This is a genomic window from Kosakonia sp. Marseille-Q7440 (assembly GCF_965119485.1).
The window spans coordinates 1,245,743-1,271,251 of the sequence record NZ_CBCPLT010000001.1 but is presented as its reverse complement, the minus strand read 5'-3'; the positions used below and the strand labels follow the sequence as shown (position 1 = coordinate 1,271,251).

Genomic DNA, 25,509 nt, shown 5'->3' with positions numbered 1-25,509 from the left:
ATGTCTGTTTTCCCGAATGACTTTTTATGGGGCGGCGCGATTGCCGCCAATCAGGCGGAAGGCGCATGGGACGAGGATGGCAAAGGGCCCTCTATCGCCGACGTGGTGCGCGGCGGTATCGCTTCCGGTAAACATGATGCGGTGATTGACCCGAACCTCTACTACGCCAGCCACCAGGCGGTCGACTTTTACCATCACTACAAAGAGGATGTGGCGCTCTTCGCCGGGATGGGCTTCAAATGCTTTCGCACCTCGATTGCCTGGTCGCGCATCTTCCCGCGCGGGGATGAGACCACGCCCAACGAGGCGGGGCTGCAATTTTACGACAACCTGTTTGATGAGCTGCTGAAGTACGGCATTGAGCCGGTGATCACGCTCTCGCATTACGAAACGCCGCTGGCGCTCTATCAGGAGTATGGTGGCTGGAAAAATCGCCAGCTTATCGACTTCTTCACCCGCTACTGCGAGACGGTGTTCCGTCGTTACCAGGGCAAGGTCAAATACTGGATGACCTTTAATGAGCTGAACAACATGAACCGCATGCCGTTCGCCACTGGCGCGGTGGATGTTGACGCCAGCCCGCAGGAGATTTGGCAGGCGAACCACCACCAGTTCGTCGCCAATGCGCTGGCGAACAAGCTCTGCCACGAGATCATGCCCAATGCCCTTATCGGCTGTATGTTGTCGCTGAGCACCGTCTACCCGGCGAGCTGCAACCCGGAGGATATCTTCTCGACCCTGCAGCTGCGCCGCCGCTCGCTGCTCTTCTCCGATGTGATGATGCTGGGCGAATACCCGGCTTATGCTAAACGGCTGCTGAACGATCTGGGGGTGAAGCTGGAGATGGCAGAGGGCGACATGCAACTGCTCAAAGCGTACCCCTCCGATTACCTTGGCTTTAGCTACTACCGCAGCGTGCTGCACCAGGCGGGCGGGCAGTTCCGCGTCGATACCGGCGGCACCGCCGGGCTGGACAATCCGTTCCTGGAGAAGACCGAGTGGGGCTGGCCTATCGATCCCCTCGGTTTTCGTATCGTCTGTAATGAGCTGGCGGACCGCTACCGCAAGCCGCTGTTTATCGTTGAAAACGGTTATGGCGGTGTTGATGAGGTGCAGGCCAACGACGAGATTAATGACCAGGCGCGTATCGATTATGGTCGCCGCCATATTCAGGCGATGGCCGAGGCGATTGCGGATGGCTGCGAGATTATGGGTTACACCTGGTGGGGACCGATTGATATTGTCAGCGCCGGCACCGGCGAGATGAAAAAGCGTTACGGCTTTATCTATGTCGATAAAGACAACGAGGGCAACGGCACGCTCAAGCGCAGCAAAAAGCGCAGCTTCAGTTGGTATCAGCAGGTTATCGCCAGTAATGGGGAGGTGTTGTAGGCCGAATAAGCGTGTAACGCGCCATCCGGCAATAGGTGCGACACGTTGCCTCGGTGGACGGGGTTCTGTAGGCCGGATAAGGCGCAGCCGCCATCCGGCAATGGGCCTGGCATATGGCATTTTGTGGAATGGTTCCGTTCACCAGGCGTTGGGGAGTTTCATTAACCTCTTATGCGGTGAACGGGACAAGGGGGGGACCGCTCCCCCCCTTGTCAATCCCCGCGGCCCCGCGAGGAAATCGGTGCTGCGCACTGCGCTCACCTCCCGCGTGTCCGACTGCGGCCGGCTCGACTCGACTTGCTCGCCCGTTCCGGGACTCGCTCCCTGTCTCGGTTCGCCTCTGTCCGCCATCCATGGCGTCCAGACCTTGTCATTCACGCTTCGGTTCGCCGATTTCAGCGGGGACACAACCCCTCGCTGTCATATTGCAGATATAAAGCCGCACCAGTGTCGCTGAAAGCGCGTTTTGGTAGGCCGGATAAGGCGCAGCCGCCATCCGGCAATGGCGCTGCGGAGATAATGCCGGATGGCGCTCACGCTTATCCGGCCTACTCGGTTCCAGCGGCTTCGTTACCGTAGGCCGGATAAGGCGCAGCCGCCATCCGGCAATCGGTGCCGCGGAGAGATTGCCGGATGGCGCTCACGCTTATCCGGCCTACGCCGTTTCAGTAAGATCGTGTCAGCGGCACCATAAAAAAACCGCCATCCGGCGTAATGCCCAATGGCGGCTTCGAGTGCCGGATAAAACTACCCGGCCTGAACGGAAACTGATTTACGCGGAAGCGGGTTTACGCGGACGACGACGGCGTGCGCCGTTGTTTGCCGGTTTCGCTGCACCACCATCAAGACGGCGATTGCCCACGGGCTTCGCGGCTCCACCTTCCGATTTCGCGGCTGCGCCGTCGTTGCTACGACGCGGATGACGCGCTTTCTGCGTCTCGCCTTCGCTACGGCGCGGTGCGGACTGGCTGCGACCGCCGCCACCGCCCTGCCCGCGTCCACCGCCGCCCTGACGGCCGCCGTTCTGACCACGGCCATTCTGGATCGGCTCCGCTTTGATTGACGGATCTGGCTCATAGCCTGCAACCGCAACACGCGGGATCTCTTTTTTCAGCAGGCGCTCAATGTCGCGCAGCAGTTTATGCTCATCGACACAGACCAGCGACAGCGCTTCGCCGGTCGCGGCAGCACGGCCGGTACGCCCGATGCGGTGTACGTAATCTTCCGGCACGTTCGGCAACTCATAGTTGACGACATGCGGCAGCTCTTCGATATCGAGGCCGCGCGCGGCGATATCCGTTGCCACCAGCACGCGAATCGAACCGGATTTAAAGTCTGCCAGCGCGCGGGTACGTGCGCCCTGGCTCTTGTTACCGTGGATCGCCGCACTGGTGATGCCATCTTTGTTCAGCTGCTCAGCCAGGTGGTTGGCACCATGCTTGGTACGGGTAAAGACCAGTACCAGCTGCCAGTTACCTTCGCCAATCATCTGCGACAGTAGTTCCCGCTTGCGTTTCTTATCCACGAAGTGAACGTGCTGCGTCACCTGCTCGGAAGCGGTGTTACGGCGCGCAACTTCGATCTCCAGCGGGTTGTGCAGCAGTTTTTCTGCCAGCTGTTTGATCTCATCCGAGAAGGTCGCGGAGAAGAGCAGGTTCTGACGCTTCGCCGGCAGCTTCGACAGCACGCGGCGAATATCGTGGATAAAGCCCATATCCAGCATACGGTCAGCTTCATCCAGCACGAGAATTTCCACGCTGTCGAGCTTCAGGGCGTTTTGGTGTTCGAGATCGAGCAGACGACCCGGGGTAGCCACCAGGATGTCAACGCCGCCGCGCAGTTTCATCATCTGCGGGTTAATGCTGACGCCGCCGAAGACGACCATCGAACGAATATTGAGATACTGGCTATACTCCTGCACGTTCTCACCGACCTGCGCCGCGAGTTCACGGGTTGGGGTCAGGATCAGGGCGCGTACCGGACGGCGGCCTTTCGCGTGAGGCTGGCTCTGCACCAGGCGTTGCAACAGCGGCAACGTAAAACCGGCGGTTTTACCGGTACCGGTCTGGGCGCTGGCCATCAGATCGCGGCCTTGCAGCACCGCAGGGATCGCCTGCTGTTGAATAGGGGTCGGCTCGAGGTAACCCTGCTCCGCAACTGCGCGCAGGATATCCGGATTCAGGCCAAGGGCATCAAATGACATAACAACTCCGCACCGCCCCGACCTGTCACAGGTGTAGTTTTCGAGGAGATAATAGGTAGACTGATGACAAAAACCACAATGTCATGAAGGTGCGGAGTGTATCAGCTTTTGTGATCCGGCGCATAAAATATCCCACGTCAATGACTCAGCAAGATATCTTCCCGCTTCATTCTCTGAAAAAGGCATAAATTTAGCCCCCCTCACATTTCCTGCGCAAAAATTGGACAACATATTTCCGCCGTCGTAGAGTTAATCAATCGATTGATTAATTTTATAACTCCCATGAATAGCACACCGACCACCACTAAAGGCGAACAGGCCAAAAATCAGTTGATTGCCGCTGCTCTGGCGCAGTTTGGCGAGTATGGCCTGCATGCCACCACGCGGGATATCGCCGCTCATGCCGGGCAGAACATCGCCGCCATCCCTTACTACTTCGGCTCGAAAGAGGATCTCTACCTCGCCTGCGCGCAGTGGATTGCCGACTTTATCAGCCACCATTTTCAACCCCACGTGCAGGCCGCCGAAGCGCTGTTTGCCGAGCCTGAACCAGACCGCCCGGCGATCCGCGCGCTGATCCATCGCGCCAGCAAAGAGATGCTGACGCTGCTGACCCATGATGAAACCCTCAACCTGAGCAAATTTATCTCCCGCGAGCAGCTCTCTCCCACCCGCGCGTATCAGATTGTGCATGAGCAGGTGATCGACCCGATGCACCAGCATTTGACGCGCCTGCTCGCCGCCTACACCGGCCAGGATGCCGACAGCACGCAGATGGTGCTGCATGCCCACGCCTTAATCGGCGAGATCCTCGCTTTCCGTCCGGTGCGGGAAACCATTTTGCTGCGTGCAGGCTGGACGCAGTTCGACGAAGAGAAAACGGAAATGATCTTTCAAGTCATCACCTGCCATATCGATTTTATTTTGCAGGGATTAACGCACAGGAGTCCGGAGTGATGAAAAAGCGTAGCGTTGTGGTGTTACTCAGCGTGGTGCTGCTGGCGATGCTGGCTGGCGGTTGGTACTGGTATCAAAGCAGGCAGGACGACAGCCTGACGCTGTATGGCAATGTCGATATCCGCACCGTTAATTTAAGTTTTCGCGTCGGCGGGCGGCTGGCGGCGTTGCAGGTGGATGAGGGCGACAGCGTACAGGCCGGGCAGAAGCTCGGCGAAATCGACCGCGCGCCTTATGAAAACGCGCTGTTGCAGGCGAAAGCCAACGTCTCTACTGCCGAAGCCAAATATGCGTTAGCCACCGAAGGCTACCGCGCCGAGGAGATTGCCCAGGCGGCCTCCGCCGTGAGCCAGGCGCAGGCGGCGTACGATTACGCGCAGAACTTCTACCAGCGCCAGCAGGGGCTGTGGAAAACAAAAGTGATTTCAGCAAACGATCTGGAGAACGCCCGCTCGGCGCGCGACCAGGCGCAGGCAACGCTCAAATCGGCGCAGGATAAATTGCGCCAGTTCCGCGCCGGTAACCGCCCGCAGGAGATCGCCCAGGCGAAAGCGGGCCTCGAACAGGCGCAGGCCGCACTAGCGCAGGCGCAGCTTGATTTGCAGGACACTACGCTGGTCGCGCCGAGCAACGGCACGGTACTGACCCGCGCCGTCGAGCCGGGCAGCATGCTTAACGCTGGCAGCAGCGTGTTAACCCTGTCGCTGACCCGCCCGGTGTGGGTGCGCGCCTATGTTGATGAGCGCAATTTGCACCAGACGCGACCGGGTGCCGAAATCCTGCTCTACACCGATGGCCGCCCGGATAAGCCCTATCACGGCAAAATCGGCTTTGTCTCACCGACCGCCGAATTTACCCCAAAAACCGTTGAGACCCCGGATCTGCGTACCGACCTGGTCTATCGCCTGCGCATTATCGTCACCGATGCCGATGATAACCTGCGCCAGGGGATGCCGGTGACGCTGCGTTTTGACGGCGAGGCGCGTCATGAATGAGCGGACTATTCAGATCGACGGGCTGGTAAAACAGTTCCCCGGCATGGAGAAACCGGCAGTGGCGCGGCTGGATTGTAAAATCCAGGCCGGTTACGTCACCGGGCTGGTCGGCCCGGATGGCGCGGGCAAAACCACGCTGATGCGCATTCTGGCCGGGTTGATGAAGCAGAACGAAGGCCGCGTGCGTGTGCTGGGCCTCGACCCTATCAACAATGACAGCGAACTGCACGCCGTGCTCGGCTATATGCCGCAGAAATTTGGCCTCTATGAAGATCTGACGGTGATGGAGAATCTGATCCTCTATGCCGATCTGCGCAGCGTCACCGGCGAGAAGCGCCAGCAGATGTTTACCCGCCTGCTGGCGTTTACCTCCCTCGGCCCCTTTACCGACCGGCTGGCGGGCAAACTTTCCGGTGGTATGAAGCAGAAGCTGGGGCTGGCCTGTACGCTGATCGGCGATCCGCAGGTGCTGCTGCTTGATGAGCCAGGCGTCGGCGTCGACCCCATCTCGCGGCGTGAATTGTGGCAGATGGTGCATGAACTGGCGGGCGACGGGATGCTGATCCTCTGGAGCACCTCCTATCTTGATGAAGCGGAGCAGTGCCGCGATGTGCTGCTGATGAACGAGGGCGAACTGCTCTATCACGGCGAGCCGAAAGCGTTAACCCAGAGCATGGCCGGGCGCAGCTTTCTGCTCACCAGCCGCGATGAGAATAACCGCCGCCTGCTGCGGCGCATTCTCAGGCTGCCACAGGTGAGCGACGGCGTGATCCAGGGGCGCTCGGTGCGCATGATCCTGAAAAAAGGGGCCGATGTGCAGGCGATTCACGCCGCGCCAGAGATGCCGCCGCTGGAGATTGAGGAGACCGCTCCGCGCTTTGAAGATGCCTTTATCGATCTGCTGGGCGGCGCGGGTGCGGCCGAGTCGCCGCTTGGCAAGATCCTGCACTCGGTGAACGGCGACGCGGAAGAGACGGTGATTGAAGCGAGATCCCTCACCAAAAAGTTTGGTGACTTCGCCGCCACCGATGAAGTCAATTTTGCCGTCAAGCGCGGCGAGATCTTTGGCCTGCTCGGCCCGAACGGCGCGGGCAAATCCACCACCTTTAAAATGATGTGCGGCCTGCTGGTGCCGACCGCTGGCCAGGCGCTGGTACTGAATATGGATCTTAAAGTCAGCTCCGGTAAAGCGCGCCAGCGCCTCGGCTATATGGCGCAGAAGTTCTCCCTCTACGGCAACCTGACCGTAGAGCAGAACCTGCGCTTCTTCTCCGGCGTGTATGGCCTGCGCGGCAGCGCGCAGCAGGAGAAGATGGCGCGAATGAGCGAAGCGTTTGGCCTGGAGACCATTGCCCGCCACGCCACCGATCAACTGCCGCTCGGCTATAAGCAGCGTCTGGCGCTGGCCTGCTCGCTGATGCACGAGCCGGACATTCTTTTTCTCGATGAGCCGACCTCCGGCGTTGATCCCCTCACCCGCCGCGAGTTCTGGCTGCACATCAACAGCATGGTAGAGAAAGGGGTGACGGTGATGGTCACCACCCACTTTATGGATGAGGCGGAGTATTGCGACCGCATCGGGCTGGTCTACCGCGGCAAACTGATTGCCAGCGGCACGCCGGACGAACTGAAAGCGCAGACCGCCGATGACAACCACCCGGATCCCACCATGGAGCATGCGTTTATCACGCTGATCCAGAACTGGGATAAGGAGCATAGCAATGCGCGTTAACGCCCTCTCCTGGCGGCGCGTACGGGCGCTGTGCGTCAAAGAGACGCGGCAGATCGTGCGCGACCCGAGCAGCTGGCTGATTGCGGTGGTGATCCCGCTGCTGCTGCTGTTTATTTTTGGCTACGGCATCAACCTCGACTCCAGCAAGCTGCGCGTCGGCGTGCTGCTTGAGCAACGCAGCGATGAGGCGCTCGATTTTACCCACGCGCTCACCGGCTCGCCCTATATTGACGCCACCATCAGCAGCGATCGCCAGCAGTTGATCGAGATGATGCAGGCCGGGCGCATCCGCGGCCTGGTGGTTATTCCGGTCAACTTCGATGCGCAGATGGCAAGACCTGGCGAGGAGGCACCGATTCAGGTGATCACCGACGGCAGTGAACCGAATACCGCCAATTTTGTGCAGGGCTATCTCCAGGGGATCTGGCAGCTCTGGCAGGCGCAGCGCGCGGAGGATCGCGGAGAGAGTTTCACGCCGCTGATCGATGTGCAGACCCGCTACTGGTTCAACCCGGCGGCCATCAGCCAGCACTTTATTATTCCCGGCGCGGTGACCATTATCATGACGGTGATTGGCGCGATCCTCACCTCGCTGGTGGTGGCGCGCGAGTGGGAGCGCGGCACTATGGAGGCGCTGCTCTCTACCGAGATCACCCGTGCCGAGCTGCTGCTCTGTAAACTTATCCCCTACTACTTTCTCGGCATGCTGGCGATGCTGCTCTGTATGCTGGTGTCGGTCTTTATTCTCGGCGTCCCCTATCGCGGCTCGCTGCTGATCCTCTTCCTGCTGAGCAGCCTGTTTCTGCTCAGCACGCTCGGTATGGGGCTTTTAATCTCGACCACCACGCGCAACCAGTTTAACGCCGCGCAAGTGGCGCTGAACGCCGCGTTTCTGCCGTCAATTATGCTCTCTGGCTTTATTTTTCAGATCGACAGTATGCCGGCGATTATTCGAGCGGTGACCTATATCATCCCGGCGCGTTACTTCGTCAGCACGCTGCAAAGCCTCTTTCTCGCGGGCAATATTCCCATGGTATTGACCATTAACATGCTGTTTTTGGTGGCCTCCGCCGTGATGTTTATCGGCCTGACGTGGCTGAAAACCAAACGCAGGCTGGATTAAGGAGAAGCCATGTTTCACCGTTTATGGACACTGATCCGCAAAGAGTTGCAGTCCCTGCTGCGTGAACCGCAAACCCGCGCCATTTTGATTCTGCCGGTGATTTTTCAGGTGCTGCTCTTCCCGTTTGCCGCCACCCTTGAGGTGACCAACGCCACTATCGCTATCTATAACGAAGATAACGGCAAGCACGCGGTGGAGCTGACCCAGCGTTTCGCCCGCGCTAAAGCCTTTACCAACGTGCTGCTGCTGCACAGCCCGCAGGAGATCCGCCCGACGCTGGATACGCAAAAAGCGCTACTGCTGGTGCGCTTCCCGGCCGATTTTTCCCGCGATCTCGACAGCGGCACACCCGCGCAGATGCAGCTGATTCTGGATGGGCGTAACTCGAATAGCGCGCAGATCGCCGCCAACTATCTTCAGCAGGTGGTGAAAGATTATCAGCAGGAGCTGCTGGCCGGGCAGCCGAAGCCGAAGCCGAATAACAGCGAGCTGGTGGTGCGTAACTGGTACAACCCAAATCTCGATTACAAATGGTTTATCGTGCCGTCGCTGGTGGCGATGATCACCACCATCGGCGTGATGATTGTCACTTCGCTGTCGGTAGCGCGCGAGCGGGAACAGGGCACCTTCGATCAGTTATTGGTCTCGCCCCTCGCCACCTGGCAGATCTTTATCGGCAAAGCGGTGCCGGCGCTGATTGTCGCCGCATTCCAGGCGACGATTGTGCTGCTGTTCGGCATTCTGGCTTACCAGATCCCGTTTGCCGGATCGCTGCTGCTCTTCTACTTCACGATGCTGGTTTACGGCCTGTCGCTGGTCGGGTTTGGGCTGTTGATCTCATCGTTTTGCGAAACGCAGCAGCAGGCGTTTATCGGGGTGTTTGTCTGGATGATGCCGGCGATCCTGCTCTCGGGGTACGTTTCGCCGGTGGAGAACATGCCGGTGTGGTTGCAGGACTTAACCTGGATTAACCCGATCCGGCACTTTACCGATATCACCAAGCAGATCTATTTGAAGGATGCCAGTCTGGAGATTATCTGGGGAAGCCTGTGGCCGCTGATCGCGATTGCCCTGTCAACGGGCACCGCGGCCTACGCCATGTTTCGTCGCCACACGGCCTAGCCGTTTCTCTTTAGTTAAGAGTGAGACCACCGCCGGGCCGCCAAGGATGGCCAGCCCGGCAAGCGCCAGCAGATAGTTGTTTTGCAGCACCCGCGAGAGCAGCCAGATGGCAATAAGGGATGCGCCAAAATACCAGGTGGTGGTCAGCTCCTCCAGCACATCGCCGATGCCGCGCCAGCCCGCGTCATGATGGCGCTGGAAAAAGAGCATCAGCAGCACGGTGACGCCATAAAGCACGCACAGCCCCAGCCCCACGTGCACCAGCCTGCCGCTCATCCAGCCCATCACCAGTATCGCCACAATCATCAAATGCAACATAATCTGCCAGCAACTCAGGCCTGTTGCGACACGAACACGTTGTTGCCACTTCATGGCATCTCTCCGCAAGGATTTTACTCTTACAGAAGAGTACCCCGATCTACAGAAAATTCTGTAACCCCGGCTTTTTTTGTGACAGGGACTACAATTTATTTCTATACAGGAGAGTGATGCTGGCAGGAGATTTATGACCCAACACGCGCGACCATTTTCATTAAAAGTATTGACGATTAACACACACAAAGGCTTCACCACCTTCAACCGGCGCTTTATTTTGCCCGAGTTGCGCGATGCCGTGCGCCTGGTGAGCGCGGATATCGTCTGCCTGCAAGAGGTGATGGGCGCCCACGAAGTGCATCCGCTGCGCGTTGAGAACTGGCCCGATACCACCCATTACGAATTTATCGCCGACACCATGTGGAGCGACTTCGCTTACGGGCGCAATGCGGTCTATCCTGAAGGGCACCACGGCAATGCGGTGCTCTCCCGCTATCCGATTGAACACTACGAAAACCTCGACGTCTCAGTAGACGGCAGCGAAAAACGCGGCCTGCTCTACTGCCGGATTGTGCCGCCCGATTATGGCGGCGCGGTACATGTCCTCTCTGTCCATCTTGGGCTGAAAGAGGCGCATCGCCAGGCGCAGCTCAAAATGCTGGCGGAGTGGGTTAACTCTCTGCCGGAAGGCGAGCCGGTGCTGGTGGCGGGGGATTTCAACGACTGGCGGCAAAAAGCCAACCAGCCGCTTAAAGCGCAGGCCGGGCTGGAGGAGATCTTCACCCGCGCACATGGTCGCCCGGCGCGCACCTTCCCGGTCAGTCTGCCTTTGCTACGCCTCGACAGAATTTATGTCAAAAACGCCAGCGCCACTGCGCCAACCGCGCTGCCGCTGCGCAACTGGCGTCATCTGTCCGATCATGCCCCCCTGAGTGCGGAGATCCATTTATGAAATGTAGCTGGCGGGACGGTAACCGCATCCAGTTGCTGGAAAATGGTGATAACTACTATCCGGCGCTCTACGATGCGATTGATAACGCGCAACAGAAAATTATTCTCGAAACCTTTATCTGGTTTGAAGACAAGGTGGGCAAAGAGCTGCACAGCGTGCTGCTGCGCGCCGCCCAGCGCGGCGTCAGTATTGAGGTGCTGCTCGACGGCTACGGCTCTCCCGACTTAAGCGAATCCTTTGTCAGCACCCTCACCTCGGCGGGGGTGATTTTCCGTTATTACGATCCGCGCCCACCGCTGCTCGGGATGCGTACCAACGTCTTTCGTCGCATGCACCGCAAAATTGTGGTGATCGACAACACCGTCGCCTTTGTCGGCGGGATTAACTACTCGGCCGAACACCTCTCCGATTATGGTCCCGAGGCGAAACAGGATTACGCCGTGCGCGTCGAGGGGCCGATCGTCGAAGATATTCTGCAATTTGAGCTGGAAAACCTGCCCGATAACGCCCCGGCGAAACGCTGGTGGCAGCGCCGCCGCCATCGCCCGGAAGAGAACCGTAAGCCGGGCGAAGCGCAGGCGCTGTTTGTCTGGCGCGATAATGACGACCACCGCGACGATATTGAACGTCACTATCTGAAGATGCTGGCTAACGCCCGCCGGGAAGTGATTATCGCCAACGCCTACTTCTTCCCCGGTTACCGGCTTTTGCACGCGATGCGTAACGCTGCCCGTCGCGGTGTCACCGTGAAGCTGATTGTGCAGGGCGAGCCGGATATGCCGATTGTCAAAGTGGGCGCGGAGCTGCTTTACAACTACCTGCTGAAAGGCGGCGTGAAGGTGTATGAGTATCGCCGCCGTCCGCTGCACGGCAAAGTGGCGCTGATGGACGATCACTGGGCGACCGTTGGCTCCAGTAACCTTGACCCGTTAAGCCTGTCGCTCAATCTCGAAGCGAACCTGATTATTCACGATCGCGAGTTTAACCAGACGCTGCGCGACAACCTGCAAAAGATTATTGAGCAGGATTGTAAGCAGGTGGATGAGTCAATGGCGCCGAAGCGCACCTGGTGGAACCTGGGGAAAAGCGTGGTGGTGTTCCACTTCTTACGCCACTTCCCGGCGCTGGTCGGCTGGTTGCCGGCGCATACCCCTAAACTGGCTGAAGTGGGGCCGCCGGTACAGCCGGAGATGGAAACCCAGGACAGAAACGAAGCACAGCACTCGGGAGCAAAACCCTGATGTCAACATCACATCCGCGCTGGCGGTTGGCTAAAAAAATCCTCACGGTGATCTTTTTTATCGCCGTTATTGTTCTGCTGGTGCTCTACGCGCAGAAGGTGAACTGGGAAGATGTCTGGAAGGTCATTCGCGATTACAACCGCACCGCCCTGCTGAGCGCGGTGGCGCTGGTGATCCTCAGCTATGTGCTGTATGGATTTTACGATCTGCTGGGCCGCGCCTACTGCGGCCATAAGCTCGCGAAGCGCCAGGTGATGCTGGTGTCGTTTATCTGCTACGCCTTTAACCTGACGCTCAGCACCTGGGTTGGCGGGATTGGCATGCGTTATCGCCTCTACTCGCGGCTTGGGCTGCCGGGCAGCACCATTACGCGCATCTTCTCGCTCAGTATCACCACCAACTGGCTGGGCTATATTCTGCTCGGCGGGCTGATCTTTACCTTTGGCGTGGTGGAGATCCCGGCGCACTGGTATATCGACGCCTCGACGCTGCGCATTGTCGGCGTGGTGCTGCTGCTGATTATCGCCGTCTACCTGTGGGGCTGCGCGTTTGCGAAACGCCGTCACGTCACCATTAAAGGTCACAAGCTAGTGCTGCCGTCGTGGAAATTCGCCGTCGCGCAGATGGTGATCTCCAGCGCTAACTGGATTGCGATGGGGGCGATTATCTGGATCCTGCTTGGTATGCGCGCCGACTTCTTCTTTGTGCTTGGGGTGCTGCTGGTCAGCAGTATCGCCGGGGTGATTGTGCATATCCCGGCGGGCATCGGCGTGCTGGAAGCGGTGTTTATCGCCCTGCTCGCCAGCGAGCATGTATCGCAGGGGATTATCATCGCCGCCCTGCTCGCCTACCGGGTGCTCTACTACTTCCTGCCGCTGCTGCTGGCGCTGATTGGTTATCTGCTGCTGGAGGGCCGCGCGAAGAAGCTGCGGGCGAAAAACGAGAAGGCGATGGCGCAGCAGTGATAGTGCCGTCCCATGAAACGGCGTAGGCCGGATAAGCGTGTCACGCGCCATCCGGCATGTTCGGCGGCGCTCATGCTACATGGGTGGAATGATTCCGTTCACTATGCGCTGGGGAGTTTCATTAATCTCTTAAGCGGTGAACGGGACAAGGGAAGCGGCCGCGCTCCCCTTGTCAATCCCCGCGGCCCCGCGAGGAAATCGGTGCTGCGCACTGCGCTCACCTCCCGCGAGCCTGACTGCGGCCGGCTCGACTCGACCTGCTCGCCCGTTCCGGGACTCGCTCCCTGTCTCGGTTCGCCTCTGTCCGCCATCCATGGCGTCCAGACCTTGTCATTCACGCTTCGGTTCGCCGATTTCAGCGGGGGTCAACACCATCGCTGTCATATTGCAGATAAACGTCGCATCGATGTCGCTGTAGGCTCGTTTTGGTAGGCCGGATAAGGCGTAGCCGCCATCCGGCAATCGGTGCCGCTGTATTAATGCCGGATGGCGCGTAAACGCTTATCCGGCCTACGCGGTTTCAGCGGCTCGATACACGTAGGCCGGATAAGGCGCAGCCGCCATCCGGCAATCGGTGCTTTAGCGCGACGCGCTGGACGATCCTGATGAAACCAGAAACATCAGCGTTTGAAGTATGTCGAGAAAGGCGGTCGCCGCGCCGAGCCAGATGCTGAGCGCACCGCGGGTTGCGCAGTGCTGCACCGTGACAAACTGCTGGCGGTAAAGCCCGCGTGCGCTGTCGAGGATCTGCGGGCTTTTGCGCGCGCTCACAACGCTAAACAGCACCACCAGAAAGAGGCTTGCGCACCACTGTGCCACGCCGCCTGCCAGCGCAAGATTAATCACCACGGCAAGCGCGCCGCCTGATACGGCCAGCAGCCAGTAAAAACGTCCGTTGCGCAGCCGCTCACCATAGAGATGTGCAATCAGCGCGCCGAGGGCAAACATCCCGCCGGTCACGCCGTAGAGCACCAGACAGAGTTGCAGCGAAAAGAGGCTCGCGGCCAGCAGGCCGCCGATGACGCTCAGCAGCACCAGCCCGCCGATGGCGTGTAGCGTCTTCATGCGCTCAAACAGCATGCTGAGGGCGAAAAGCGTGATAAACCAGAGGATCGCCAGCAGCACGATGATCGCGCTGTGTTCAGTGAACTGCGGCAGCGCCAGCAGATCGAGCACCAGCCAGCAGAGCGCCGCGCTGAGCGCCATCCCCGCCGCCAGCCACAAACAGGCCTTCACCAGTAACTCAACGGGCGTTACCTGCACCGGGGTTATCCAGCCAAATACTCTCACCGCTCCTCCGTGAAAAAGGCAAAAAAATCCCGGCCGCAGCCGGGATGGAGTACGGCGTAACTTATCGGCGGTTGCCGAAGATACGCAGCAGCATCAGGAACAGGTTGATAAAGTCGAGGTAGAGCGTTAACGCGCCCAGAATCGAGTATCTGCGCAGCTCGGCGCTGTTGCTGACATCGATCTGCTCACCGATCCCTTTCAGCTTCTGCGTGTCATAAGCGGTGAGGCCGACGAAGACAATCACACCGATATAGGTGATCACCCACATCAGCGCTTCGCTCTTCAGCCAGAAGTTGACCAGCGAGGCGAGCACAATCCCAATCAGCCCCATAAACAGCATATTGCCGAAGCCGCTGAGATCGCGCTTGGTGGTGTAGCCATAGAGGCTCATCACGCCAAACATCCCGGCGGTGACCACAAAGGTGGCGGCAATCGACTGCGAGGTATAGACCAGCAGAATGCTGGAGAGGGTCAGGCCGGTGAGCGCCGAATAGAGCATAAACAGGCCGGTCGCCAGCGCGGGGCTCAGTTTATGGATCATGCCGGAGATGACAAACACCAGCGCCAGCTGGGCGATAATCAGCCCGAAGAAGGTAATCTGGCTGGAGAAGACGAAGCTCATGATCGCTTCGCTGCGCGCGGCGTACCATGCGACAAAGGCGGTTAACAGCAGACCGCAGGTCATCCAGCCATAAACCTGCGCCATATAAGTTTGCAGCCCGCTACGGCTGCCCTGCACGATAGAATCGGAACGGGGGAAACGGTCCATAATCACTCCTGATTGATGGGTTAACAATGCAGTAAGGTTAACACATCAATCGGCACCCTGCGTGCTACCAGCGTTTCGCTGCCTGCTGATCGCTGTCGCGCGCTTCCACCCAGCGTTCGCCTTCCGGCGTCGCTTCGCGCTTCCAGAAGGGCGCGCGGGTTTTCAGGTAGTCCATAATAAACTGCCCGGCCTCGAAAGCGCTGCTGCGGTGCGCGCTCCCTACGCCAACAAAGACAATCTCATCCCCCGGCCAGAGTTCGCCGATGCGGTGATAAACGCTTACCCGCCCGAGCGACCAGCGGCTGCGCGCCTCGTCGACGATCGCGGCCAGCGATTTTTCCGTCATCCCCGGATAGTGCTCAAGGGTTAAGGCGCTGACGCTGTCGCCCAGATTGTGGTTGCGCACTTTGCCGGTAAAGGTCACCACCGCGCCATCTTCATCGCGCGCGGCCAGCCAGCTGTACTCCTCGCCAACGTTAAACGCGGCGCGGTCGACACAAATTCGCGTTTCGCTCATCTCAGCCTCCGGTCACCGGCGGGAAAAAGGCCACTTCATCGCCGCTTGCCAGCGGATGGTCGAAACTGACCAGCGTCTGATTCACCGCTGCCAGCAGCTTGCCCTCTTCCAGCGCCAGCGCCCAGCGGTCGCCCTGCGCGGCAAGATGCTGGCGCAGCGCTTCAACGGAGGGAAAAAGCGTCTCAACGTTGAGGGTGTCACAGTCCACCAGCTCGCGCACCTGCGCGAAAAACAGTACTTTAAGCATCGCTCTCTACCCTGAAATCACCCGATTTGCCGCCGCTTTTCGCCAGCAGGCGCAGCGGGCCAATCACCATATCTTTCTGCACCGCTTTGCACATATCGTAGATCGTCAGCGCAGCGACCGAGGCAGCGGTTAAGGCTTCCATCTCGACGCCGGTTTTGCCACTCAGGCGGCAGACGGATTCGATGCGCACGCGGTTATGCTCCGGCTGCGCCTGGAGCAGCACTTCTACTTTGCTCAATAACAGCGGATGGCAGAGCGGGATCAGCTCCCAGGTGCGTTTCGCCGCCTGGATACCGGCGATGCGCGCGGTGGCGAAGACATCGCCTTTGTGGTGGCTGCCGTCGACAATCATCGCCAGCGTCTCTGGCAGCATGGTAACAAAGGCTTCGGCGCGCGCTTCGCGCACGGTTTCCGCTTTGGCGGAGACATCCACCATATGCGCTTCGCCGTCGGCGTTAATGTGGGTCAGTTGCGACATAACTTACTTCTTCAAATGGGAGTAAAAATTACACGGGCGCGTACGCGCATCGAGCTGCGGTTCAATGACATTTTCCCATGCGGCGCGGCACGCTTTAGTCGAGCCGGGCATGGCGAAAATCAGCGTCTGGTTGGCGACGCCCGCCAGCGCGCGGGATTGCAGCGTCGAGGTGCCGATCTCTTCAAAGGACAACATGCGAAACAGCTCGCCGAAGCCCTCAATTTCGCGGTCAAACAGCGGCAACAGCGCTTCGGGCGTCTGGTCACCTTCGGTGAAGCCGGTTCCGCCATTGATTAGCACCGCCTGCACCTCATCGCTTGCGATCCACGCCGACACCTGGGCGCGAATGGCGTAGCGGTTCTCTTTAACGATCGCTTTATCAACCACCTGATGTCCGGCATCGTGCGCGGCGTCGCGCAGATAGTGACCGGAAGTGTCATCCTCTTCGCCACGACGGCTGGAGACCGTCAAAATAGCAAGCCTGACCGGGATAAACTCAGCGCTGACCTGGCTCATCTCTCTCTCCTTGCGGCGTTACCCGCCGATATATGAAAGGTTTTGCGTAATGCCCGTATTGCCCTGATGCAGGAAGTGGGTCTGCTTTTTCTGGCTGAGCGCCGTGGCGATACGATCTTCAAGCCTGCCCTGCTCCTCGTCTGCCTGCAGCAGATCGCGCAGATCGACGCCGCCATCGCCAAACAGGCAGAGGTGCAGTTTGCCGGTGGAGGAGACGCGCAGGCGGTTGCAGCTGGCGCAAAAATCTTTTTCGTAGGGCATGATAAGCCCGATCTCGCCTTCGTAATCCGGGTGGCAGAAGACCTGCGCCGGGCCGTCGCTGCGCTGGCGCAGTTGGTGGATCCAGCCGCGTTTAAGCAGCTCGTCGCGCAGCACCATGCCGGAGAGGTGGTGTTTGCGGAACAGATCGCTCCCCTCGCCCGTCTCCATCAGTTCAATAAAGCGTAGCTGGATCGGCCGCGTCTGGATCCAGTCGAGGAAGGTATCGAGCTGGTGATGGTTCACGTCGCGCATTAGCACGGTATTGACCTTCACCTTCGAAAAGCCGGCGCTAAAGGCGGCGTCGATGCCCGCCATCACCTGGCGAAACTTATCCTGCCCGGTAATGGCGTGAAACTGGCGAGCATCGAGGCTGTCGACGCTGACGTTGATCGCCGTCAGACCGGCGTCGCGCCACTGGGCAACGTCGCGGGCCATGCGGTAGCCGTTAGTGGTGACGGCAATCTGGCGAATGGCGGCGTTTTCCCGCACCGCGGCGATGATGTCGGTGAAATCGCGGCGCAGAGAGGGCTCACCGCCCGTCAGGCGCACTTTTTCCGTGCCCATAGCGCTAAAGGCGCGGGTCACGCGGCGAATTTCATCGAGGCTGAGAAAGCCGTTGTTATTGACGCTGCCGGGCTTGTAGCCATCCGGCAGGCAATAGGTGCAACGAAAATTGCACACGTCGGTAATCGACAAGCGCAAGTAATAGAACTTGCGCGCGAACGCGTCAGTCAGTTGTGAGGCCATGTACACCTTTCCAGATTCGGGAGATGCAGTCATTTCTTCCTGCACCCTGGCAGCAAGAGCTATTGCTCTGCTACGGCCAAAGCACCATATCTTTAGTTAACGATCCTTAAGACACAGGTGCAGAGGCTTGAGTGTATCCTCATCGTCTTTCGGGCTGCATCAGTGAGAAGCAAGCCAAAATCCATTGAGGAGGGTTATGTTAGGCACGCTAACATGCTGTGGCGATAGTAGCGCGATCGCCCGGCTTTCGCCATTGTGAATATCGTTATATAAATCACTACATAGCGACATAATCGTGCACAATGGCTACAGAGTACGTGAAAATCGCTTTTTTGCTTTGATATGTGTCATTTTACGCGGTGCGCGGCATCGTCTTTTAGTGGTATTTACGCTAACGTAGCGCGATAAAAAATCATAAGGAACAATTATGCGTAATCGCACCCTCGCCGACCTGGATCGCGTTGTCGCGCTTGGCGGCGGGCATGGTCTTGGGCGGGTGATGTCTTCGCTTGCCTCACTGGGATCGCGCCTCACCGGCATTGTCACCACCACCGACAACGGCGGCTCTACCGGGCGTATTCGCCGCTCCGAAGGCGGCATCGCCTGGGGCGATATGCGCAACTGCCTCAATCAGTTGATTACCGAACCGAGCGTCGCCTCGGCGATGTTTGAGTACCGTTTTAGCGGTAATGGCGAACTTTCCGGCCATAACCTCGGAAACCTGATGTTAAAGGCGCTGGATCACCTCAGCGTGCGCCCGCTGGAAGCAATCAACTTAATTCGCAATTTATTGAAGGTGGATGCCTTTTTAATCCCGATGTCCGAGCAGCCGGTCGATTTGATGGCGACGGACAGCGAAGGCAACGTGGTGTATGGCGAGGTCAATATCGACCAACTGCATGCGCCGGTGCAGGAGCTGATGCTGTCGCCGAAAGTCCACACCACCCGCGAAGCGGTGCAGGCGATTGCCGAAGCGGATCTGATCCTGATTGGCCCCGGCAGCTTCTACACCAGCCTGCTGCCACTGCTTTTGCTTGATGAGTTAGCCCAGGCGCTGCGCCGCACGCCTGCGCCAGTGGTCTATATCGGCAACCTCGGCAAGGAGCTCAGCCCCGCCGCTGCCCGTCTGACGCTGGCGGATAAGCTCTCGATCATGGAACGGTACATCGGCAAGCGCATTATCGATGCCGCCGTGGTGGGGCCAAAAGTGGACGCCAGCACGGTAACTGACCGGCTGATTATTCAGGAAGAGCTGGAGGCGAGCGATATCCCCTATCGCCACGACCGTGTCCTGCTGCGCAACGCGCTGGAGAAAGCGGTGCAGCAGCTTGGCTAACGCACCGGCGGGGCAAAATCAGCCCCGCCAGAACCTTTGCTTAATTTCTTAAGGTTGTCTTAAAAAACCCCTGTCACCATAGCGCTATTCACATTATGGAATTTGGCTATGCGCACGCTTTCGCTCTACCGGCCCTCTTTAAGCCGCCTCTCTCTGCTTACCCTTGCGGCGCTCTATATCGCGCTGGTGCTCAATATCGTCTTTTACCGCCAGGCGTTTCGTCTGCTTCCGGTCGACTCACTGCATAATGCACTGGTGTTCCTCACCATGCCGCTGGTGGCTTTTAGCGTGATCAACATTGTGCTGACACTGGCGTCGTTTCTGCGCCTCGACCGGCTGCTGCTGAGCCTGTTTATCCTCGTCTGCGCCGCCGCACAGTACTTTATCTCCACCTTCGGCGTGATTATTGACCGCTCGATGATCACCAATATCCTCGACACCACCGCGGCGGAGAGCTTCGCCCTGATGTCGGGCAAAATGGTGATGACGCTGCTGCTGACCGCCCTGCTGCCGGTGCTTATCGCCTGGTGGATCAAGATCAAACCGACTCGTCCGCTGCTGCGCGGCATTACGTTGCGTCTGCTTAGCGTGGCGATCTCCGCGCTGATTATCGTTGCCGTGGCGGTGCCGTTTTATAAGGATTACGCCTCGCTGTTTCGCAACAACAAAGAGCTGGTGAAATCCCTCGGCCCGTCGAACGCCATTGCAGCCTCGCTCTCCTGGTATGTTCATAACCGCATGGATAACCTGCCGCTGGTGCGCATCGGCGAAGATGCCCACCAACTCCCGCAGATGAAGAGCGGCGCGCGTAAAAACCTCACTATTCTGGTGCTGGGCGAAACCTCGCGTGGGGATGACTTCTCGCTTGGCGGATACGATCGCGAGACCAACCCGCTGCTGAAGCAAGATAATGTTATCTACTTCCCCAACACCACCTCGTGCGGCACCGCAACAGCGGTCTCCGTGCCCTGCATGTTCTCCGGCATGAGCCGCGCCCATTATGACGATCAGCTGGCGCATCACCAGGAGGGGCTGCTTGATGTAGTGCAGCGCGCCGGGATTCAGGTGCTGTGGAATGAGAATGATGGCGGCTGTAAAGGGGCCTGCGACCGCGTGCCGCACCAGGATATGACGCAGCTCAATCTGGCGGATTACTGCATCAAGGGCGAGTGCCAGGATGAGATCCTGTTTCGCGATCTGGCCCGCTATATCGATCAACTGCCGGGTGACGGGCTGATTGTGCTGCACACCATAGGCAGCCACGGGCCAACATACTACAACCGCTATCCGGCGCAGATGCGCAAATTCACCCCCACCTGCGATACCAATGAGATCCAGACCTGCTCCCGCGAGCAACTGGTGAACACCTATGACAACACCATCGTCTATGTCGACTATATTGTTGATAAAGCGATTAAATTACTGCAATCAAAACAGGACAGGTTTACCACCAGCCTGGTTTACCTCTCCGATCATGGCGAATCACTGGGTGAAAATGGCGTTTACCTGCACGGGCTGCCCTACTCCATCGCGCCCGCCACGCAGAAACATGTGCCGCTGCTGATTTGGCTGTCGCCGGATTACCAGACGCGTTACGGCATTAACAGCCAGTGTGTCTCGAAAAATGCGCGGGAGAAGGCCTACTCGCAGGACAACCTCTTCCCGACCATGTTGGGTATACTGGGCGTCAGCACCACGGTCTACCATCCTGAAGACGATATCCTTACGCCGTGCCGGGAGCAGGTGAAATGAAAATTCTGGTGATTGAAGATGATGCGCTGCTGCAACAGGGGTTAATTCTCGCGATGCAGAGTGAAGGCTACGCCTGCGATGGCGTCTCGACCGCCCATGAAGCGGCGCTCTGCCTGGCGGGTGGCCACTACAGCCTGATTGTGCTCGATCTCGGCCTGCCTGATGAAGATGGCCTGCATCTGCTCAACCGGCTGCGCAAAGAGAAATATACCCTGCCGGTGCTGATCCTCACCGCCCGCGATACCCTCGACGATCGCGTGGCGGGGCTTGATACCGGGGCGGATGATTACCTGGTAAAACCCTTTGCCCTCGACGAGCTTAATGCCCGCATCCGCGCGCTGCTGCGCCGTCACCACAATCAGGGTGATAACGAGATCGTTCACGGCAACCTGACCCTGAATGTCACTCGCCGCCAGGCGTGGCTGGAGGGGCAACTGCTGGAGCTGACGCCAAAAGAGTACGCGCTCTTATCGCGCCTGATGCTGAAAGCCGAAAGCCCGGTGCACCGCGAAATCCTCTACAACGATATCTACAACTGGGATAACGAGCCGTCGACCAATACGCTGGAGGTGCATATTCACAATCTGCGCGACAAGATCGGCAAGTCGCGCATCCGCACCGTGCGCGGCTTCGGCTATATGCTGGTGGCACCGCAAGAGCGGCCTGAGTGATGGCGATGTTCGACTTTCGTCACTGGAGCCTGCGCCGCCGGCTGCTGCTGACCATCGGCGGCATTCTGCTCTTCTGCCAACTGGTCAGCGTCTTCTGGCTCTGGCATGAGAGCGAAGAGCAGATCCAGCTGCTGGTGCAGACGGCGATCCACAACCACAACAACCGCAAACATATTGAGCATGAAGTGCGTGAAGCGGTGGCGAGCCTGCTGGTGCCCAGCCTGCTGATTATCGGCCTCGCGCTGCTGCTCTGCATGCAGGCGGTAAAAGCGATCACCCGCCCGCTCTCCGAACTCCAGCAGGAGCTGAATAAGCGCACGCCAAATAATTTGCAGCCTATCACTCTCGATCAGAGCGTCAGCGAAGTGGAGGCGGTCACCTCAGCGATTAACGATCTGGTCTCGCGCCTGACCTTGACCCTCGACCGCGAACGGCTCTTTACCGCCGATGTCGCCCATGAGCTGCGAACACCGCTTGCCGGGCTGCGTCTGCACCTTGAACTGATGGCAAAAAGCAGCGGCATGCAGGTCGAGCCGCTGGTGCAGCGTCTCGATCAGATGACAGAAAATATCGCCCAGCTGCTGCTTTTAGCGCGGGTGGGGCAATCTTTTTCCGCCGGTACCTATCAGCAAGTGACGTTATTAAGTGATGTGGTGCAGCCAATGGAAGAGGAGCTGCGCACCATGCTGGCGGCGCGCGACCAGCGTCTGGTGATGCCGGTTGACGGCGAAGGAATGGCGGTAGCGGGCGATGCCACCCTGCTGCGACTGCTGGTGCGTAACCTGGTGGAGAATGCCCATCGCTACAGCCCGGTCGGCAGCACGATCGCTGTACGGCTGGAGCAGGCGGAAACGCCGGTGCTGGCGGTAGAAGATGAAGGACCGGGAATTGATGAGAGCCGCAGCGGCGAGCTGAGCAAAGCGTTTGTCAGAATGGACAGCCGTTACGGCGGTGCCGGTCTCGGCTTAAGTATCGTCACGCGTATCGCGCAACTGCATGACGCGCAGTTTTTCCTGCACAATCGGCTGACACAAAATGGGGTGCGGGCGTGGGTCAAATTCAGCGCGCCCGACCGGGGGACGATCAGTAGCTCAGCAGCCAAAAATGGGTAAAACCGAGCACTACCGCCAGCGCGCAGGCGACGGCAAAACACTCACGAACGGTAATTTGTTGCATCACGCTCTCCTCCACGAAAACTGAGGAGAGTGTGACAGGGCTATGTTAAGTCAACATTAAGAGGCGACAATAAACAGCTCGCGCAGTTGATGAAGCTGATCGCGCACCTTCGCCGCCTCTTCAAACTCCAGATTCTGCGCATGCTGCATCATCTGCCCTTCCAGTTCATGAATTTTCTGTTGCAGCGCTTTCGGCGTCAGGCCCAGATCGGATGCATCTGCCTCCACCGGCGAGCGGGACTTGCCGCGCCCTTTGGCTTTGGTTTTCGCCAGCCCCTGGCCCAGCGCCAGAATATCCACCACCTTCTTGTTGAGCCCCTGCGGCGTAATGCCGTGCTCTTCGTTGTAGCTCTGCTGCTTCTCGCGGCGGCGCTCCGTTTCGCCAATCGCTTTCGCCATCGACGGCGTGATCTTATCGCCGTAGAGAATCGCTTTGCCGTTGACGTTACGCGCCGCACGACCAATGGTCTGGATAAGCGAGCGTTCGGAGCGCAGGAAGCCCTCTTTATCCGCATCGAGAATGGCAACCAGCGAGACTTCCGGCATATCCAGCCCCTCACGCAGCAAGTTGATGCCGACCAGCACATCGAACTCACCAAGACGCAGGTCGCGGATAATCTCCATACGCTCGACGGTGTCGATATCGGAGTGCAGGTAGCGCACCTTCGCGCCGTGCTCGACCAGATATTCGGTCAAATCTTCTGCCATGCGTTTGGTCAGGGTGGTCACCAGCACGCGCTCGTTGATCTCGACGCGCTTGCGGATCTCGGACAGCAGATCGTCGACCTGGGTCGCCACCGGGCGCACTTCGATAATCGGATCCAGCAGGCCGGTTGGGCGTACCACCTGATCGATCACCTCTTCGCCCGATTTCTCCAGCTCGTAGTTGCCCGGCGTCGCGGAGACGTAGATGGTCTGCGGGGCCAGGGCTTCGAACTCTTCAAACTTCATCGGGCGGTTATCGAGCGCCGACGGCAGACGGAAACCATACTCCACCAGCGTCTCTTTACGCGCCCGGTCGCCGCGATACATGCCGCCGATTTGCGGAATGGTGACGTGGGATTCATCGACCACCAGCAGCCCATCGGCAGGCAGATAGTCAAACAGCGTTGGCGGCGCTTCGCCCGGCCCGCGCCCGGAGAGGTAGCGCGAGTAGTTTTCGATGCCGGAGCAGTAGCCCAGCTCGTTCATCATCTCCAGATCGAACTGCGTGCGCTGGGTAATACGCTGCTCTTCCAGCAGTTTATTGTTCTCCAGCAGAAACTTCCGCCGCTCCGCCAGCTCGACTTTGATCTCTTCCATCGCCTGCACGATGCGCTCGCGCGGCGTCACGTAGTGGGTTTTCGGGTAGATGGTAAAACGCTGAATGACGGATTCAATATGGCCGGTCAGCGGATCGAAGAGCGACAGGCGCTCAACCTCTTCGTCAAACAGCTCAACGCGCAGCGCCAGATCGTCCGACTCCGCCGGGAAGATATCAATCACTTCGCCGCGCACGCGGAAGGTGCCGCGCTGGAACGCCTGGTCGTTACGGGTGTACTGCAACTCCGCCAGCCGGCGCAGGATCGCGCGCTGATCGATGATCATGCCATTGGTGAGGTGCAGCATCATCTTCAGGTAGAGGTCAGGATCGCCCAGACCGTAGATGGCGGAGACCGATGCCACCACGACCACATCTCGCCGCTCCAGCAGCGCTTTGGTGGCCGAGAGACGCATCTGCTCGATATGTTCGTTAACCGACGCATCCTTCTCGATAAAGGTGTCCGAGCTGGGTACATAGGCTTCCGGCTGATAGTAGTCGTAGTAGGAGACGAAATACTCTACCGCGTTATCCGGGAAGAACTCTTTCATCTCGCCATAGAGCTGCGCGGCCAGCGTCTTGTTGGGTGCCAGCACCATGGTTGGGCGTTGCAGATCGGCAATCACATTAGCCACGGTGAACGTCTTCCCTGAACCGGTTACCCCGAGCAACGTCTGGTGCGCGAGCCCGTCTTCCAGCCCTTCCTTGAGGCGACGGATTGCTTCAGGCTGATCGCCGGAGGGGCGAAAAGCGGAATTCAGTTTGAACGGTTTACTCATGAATGGCACCTGATGAGGAGTGGGGCAGGTAAGACAGTTTACTCACCATGCGCATTTTTGCCAACCGAAGATACTGGATGAAAAAACAGTAGCAGGCAAGCCGATCTCATCTACCGCAGTGCAAAACATCGCATTGTGGCTGCGATTGGACGATCGGTAAGCGATTAAACCTCGCGTTAAAGGTTATCCCCAGAATTTTTGCCCTTTTAACATTTGTCAAGATGATGTTTGACGCTTTTATGGCAGTCGGTGACACTTTTCTTACACCCATTGCTTTTATTTAAACGTTTGATTAAAAAAGAAAATATTAAAAAGGCGGGTTTCACACCAATTCATGCGCAGGCCGCGCCGCCTCTCGCTTGCCACACGTTTTCTAACTCTAATACACAAGGTTATCCACAGGAATAGTGGATAACTGCCGCCAGCCCATACCCCCCGCCCCTCGCCAAACACCCCCTCTGCGGCAAAAAGGGTGCGGGAAAAATTTTTTATCGACTCTTTTCGACAATTATCGGCTAACGATGCGCAGGATCCGCCTGGGATCCTTCTCACAATTTCCCCCGCCGTTGCACCACCAGCCGCTGCGGTAAGCACTGGCAAAGTGCAGAATTTTTACCTGGGTTTGCGCGCCATCACGTTTTTTTCGCACGCTTTCTCAGCCGTCTCCGAAAAAA

Annotated in this window: 24 protein-coding genes and 1 riboswitch; of the genes, 13 read left to right on the top strand and 11 right to left on the bottom strand. The window is 58.5% G+C overall.

Annotated elements, in window-relative coordinates; translation table 11 throughout:
* The gene (locus tag ACWPW2_RS05785; protein ID WP_454121859.1) at nt 1-1,392 is read left to right on the top strand and encodes a glycoside hydrolase family 1 protein; all 1,392 of its coding nucleotides are present in this window, start codon (nt 1-3) and stop codon (nt 1,390-1,392) included.
* 772 nt (nt 1,393-2,164) lie between these two features.
* Here the strand turns inward: ACWPW2_RS05785 and rhlE are convergent.
* A complete protein-coding gene (gene rhlE / locus ACWPW2_RS05780) occupies nt 2,165-3,595 on the bottom strand; it encodes an ATP-dependent RNA helicase RhlE (protein WP_454121858.1) in 1,431 nt (476 codons plus the stop codon).
* A 282-nt stretch (nt 3,596-3,877) separates the two neighbouring features.
* On the opposite strand from rhlE, the gene cecR reads away from it, so the two are divergent.
* Genes cecR through ACWPW2_RS05755 form a run of 5 tightly spaced genes read left to right on the top strand, consistent with a single transcriptional unit; the run spans nt 3,878 to nt 9,524 of the window.
* On the top strand, nt 3,878-4,552 hold the full coding sequence (gene cecR / locus ACWPW2_RS05775) for a transcriptional regulator CecR (protein WP_454121857.1): 675 nt from the start codon (nt 3,878-3,880) through the stop codon (nt 4,550-4,552).
* A complete protein-coding gene (hlyD, locus tag ACWPW2_RS05770; RefSeq protein WP_139965379.1) occupies nt 4,552-5,547 on the top strand; it encodes a secretion protein HlyD in 996 nt (331 codons plus the stop codon). The genes cecR and hlyD overlap by 1 nt, the downstream gene beginning before the upstream one ends.
* Nucleotides 5,540-7,279, top strand: coding sequence for an ATP-binding cassette domain-containing protein (locus ACWPW2_RS05765; protein ID WP_454121856.1), 1,740 nt, complete (start codon nt 5,540-5,542; stop codon nt 7,277-7,279). Before hlyD ends, ACWPW2_RS05765 begins: the two co-directional genes overlap by 8 nt.
* Nucleotides 7,269-8,402, top strand: coding sequence for an ABC transporter permease (locus ACWPW2_RS05760; RefSeq protein ID WP_312123005.1), 1,134 nt, complete (start codon nt 7,269-7,271; stop codon nt 8,400-8,402). The genes ACWPW2_RS05765 and ACWPW2_RS05760 overlap by 11 nt, the downstream gene beginning before the upstream one ends.
* A 9-nt stretch (nt 8,403-8,411) precedes the next feature.
* Nucleotides 8,412-9,524, top strand: coding sequence for an ABC transporter permease (locus ACWPW2_RS05755; protein WP_454121855.1), 1,113 nt, complete (start codon nt 8,412-8,414; stop codon nt 9,522-9,524).
* On the opposite strand, the gene ACWPW2_RS05750 is transcribed toward ACWPW2_RS05755, so the two are convergent.
* Nucleotides 9,477-9,896 carry a YbhQ family protein gene (locus ACWPW2_RS05750; RefSeq protein ID WP_023479034.1) on the bottom strand — a complete coding sequence of 140 codons (420 nt, stop codon included), beginning with the start codon at nt 9,894-9,896 and terminating at the stop codon, nt 9,477-9,479. The genes ACWPW2_RS05755 and ACWPW2_RS05750 overlap by 48 nt on opposite strands.
* Before the next feature lie 133 nt (nt 9,897-10,029).
* Here ACWPW2_RS05750 and ACWPW2_RS05745 point away from each other — a divergent pair, with 133 nt between their 5' ends.
* Genes ACWPW2_RS05745 through ACWPW2_RS05735 form a run of 3 tightly spaced genes read left to right on the top strand, consistent with a single transcriptional unit; the run spans nt 10,030 to nt 12,997 of the window.
* A complete protein-coding gene (locus tag ACWPW2_RS05745) occupies nt 10,030-10,791 on the top strand; it encodes an endonuclease/exonuclease/phosphatase family protein (protein WP_270222229.1) in 762 nt (253 codons plus the stop codon).
* Nucleotides 10,788-12,032: a cardiolipin synthase ClsB gene (gene clsB, locus ACWPW2_RS05740; protein ID WP_023479029.1), complete on the top strand. Its 1,245-nt coding sequence runs from the start codon at nt 10,788-10,790 to the stop codon at nt 12,030-12,032. Before ACWPW2_RS05745 ends, clsB begins: the two co-directional genes overlap by 4 nt.
* Complete coding sequence (locus tag ACWPW2_RS05735) at nt 12,032-12,997, top strand: lysylphosphatidylglycerol synthase domain-containing protein (protein ID WP_023479030.1); 966 nt, start codon at nt 12,032-12,034, stop codon at nt 12,995-12,997. The genes clsB and ACWPW2_RS05735 overlap by 1 nt, the downstream gene beginning before the upstream one ends.
* Nucleotides 12,998-13,576: 579 nt before the next feature.
* Here the strand turns inward: ACWPW2_RS05735 and ACWPW2_RS05730 are convergent.
* From ACWPW2_RS05730 to moaA, 7 genes are all read right to left on the bottom strand, one after another.
* Complete coding sequence (locus ACWPW2_RS05730; RefSeq protein ID WP_454121854.1) at nt 13,577-14,287, bottom strand: Bax inhibitor-1 family protein; 711 nt, start codon at nt 14,285-14,287, stop codon at nt 13,577-13,579.
* Nucleotides 14,288-14,348: 61 nt separating this feature from the next.
* The gene (locus tag ACWPW2_RS05725; protein WP_023479511.1) at nt 14,349-15,056 is read right to left on the bottom strand and encodes a Bax inhibitor-1/YccA family protein; all 708 of its coding nucleotides are present in this window, start codon (nt 15,054-15,056) and stop codon (nt 14,349-14,351) included.
* 64 nt (nt 15,057-15,120) lie between these two features.
* The gene (gene moaE, locus ACWPW2_RS05720) at nt 15,121-15,573 is read right to left on the bottom strand and encodes a molybdopterin synthase catalytic subunit MoaE (protein WP_023479530.1); all 453 of its coding nucleotides are present in this window, start codon (nt 15,571-15,573) and stop codon (nt 15,121-15,123) included.
* Between the two features lies 1 nt (nt 15,574).
* Nucleotides 15,575-15,820, bottom strand: coding sequence for a molybdopterin synthase sulfur carrier subunit (gene moaD, locus ACWPW2_RS05715; protein ID WP_454121853.1), 246 nt, complete (start codon nt 15,818-15,820; stop codon nt 15,575-15,577).
* Nucleotides 15,813-16,298: a cyclic pyranopterin monophosphate synthase MoaC gene (gene moaC, locus ACWPW2_RS05710; RefSeq protein ID WP_023479526.1), complete on the bottom strand. Its 486-nt coding sequence runs from the start codon at nt 16,296-16,298 to the stop codon at nt 15,813-15,815. The genes moaD and moaC overlap by 8 nt, the downstream gene beginning before the upstream one ends.
* Before the next feature lie 3 nt (nt 16,299-16,301).
* Nucleotides 16,302-16,814 carry a molybdenum cofactor biosynthesis protein B gene (gene moaB, locus ACWPW2_RS05705; protein ID WP_454121852.1) on the bottom strand — a complete coding sequence of 171 codons (513 nt, stop codon included), beginning with the start codon at nt 16,812-16,814 and terminating at the stop codon, nt 16,302-16,304.
* An 18-nt stretch (nt 16,815-16,832) separates the two neighbouring features.
* On the bottom strand, nt 16,833-17,822 hold the full coding sequence (moaA, locus tag ACWPW2_RS05700) for a GTP 3',8-cyclase MoaA (protein ID WP_454121851.1): 990 nt from the start codon (nt 17,820-17,822) through the stop codon (nt 16,833-16,835).
* A riboswitch (molybdenum cofactor riboswitch) is annotated at nt 17,810-17,968 on the bottom strand. (Overlaps the previous gene by 13 nt.)
* 281 nt (nt 17,969-18,249) lie before the next feature.
* Between moaA and yvcK the strand changes: the two genes are divergently transcribed.
* The 4 genes from yvcK to pmrB all read left to right on the top strand — a co-directional run bounded on the left by yvcK (nt 18,250) and on the right by pmrB (nt 22,693).
* The gene (yvcK, locus tag ACWPW2_RS05695) at nt 18,250-19,158 is read left to right on the top strand and encodes a uridine diphosphate-N-acetylglucosamine-binding protein YvcK (protein ID WP_454121850.1); all 909 of its coding nucleotides are present in this window, start codon (nt 18,250-18,252) and stop codon (nt 19,156-19,158) included.
* A gap of 108 nt (nt 19,159-19,266) precedes the next feature.
* On the top strand, nt 19,267-20,910 hold the full coding sequence (gene eptA, locus ACWPW2_RS05690; RefSeq protein WP_454121849.1) for a phosphoethanolamine transferase EptA: 1,644 nt from the start codon (nt 19,267-19,269) through the stop codon (nt 20,908-20,910).
* Nucleotides 20,907-21,581: a two-component system response regulator PmrA gene (gene pmrA / locus ACWPW2_RS05685; protein ID WP_042713847.1), complete on the top strand. Its 675-nt coding sequence runs from the start codon at nt 20,907-20,909 to the stop codon at nt 21,579-21,581. The genes eptA and pmrA overlap by 4 nt, the downstream gene beginning before the upstream one ends.
* Entirely contained in the window at nt 21,581-22,693 is a 1,113-nt protein-coding gene (gene pmrB, locus ACWPW2_RS05680; RefSeq protein ID WP_454121848.1) for a two-component system sensor histidine kinase PmrB, read from the top strand. The genes pmrA and pmrB overlap by 1 nt, the downstream gene beginning before the upstream one ends.
* Before the next feature lie 120 nt (nt 22,694-22,813).
* On the opposite strand, the gene uvrB is transcribed toward pmrB, so the two are convergent.
* A complete protein-coding gene (gene uvrB, locus ACWPW2_RS05675) occupies nt 22,814-24,835 on the bottom strand; it encodes an excinuclease ABC subunit UvrB (protein ID WP_094420432.1) in 2,022 nt (673 codons plus the stop codon).
* Between the two features lie 508 nt (nt 24,836-25,343).
* Nucleotides 25,344-25,484, bottom strand: coding sequence for a hypothetical protein (locus tag ACWPW2_RS05670; RefSeq protein ID WP_454121847.1), 141 nt, complete (start codon nt 25,482-25,484; stop codon nt 25,344-25,346).
* Nucleotides 25,485-25,509 lie beyond the last annotated feature (25 nt).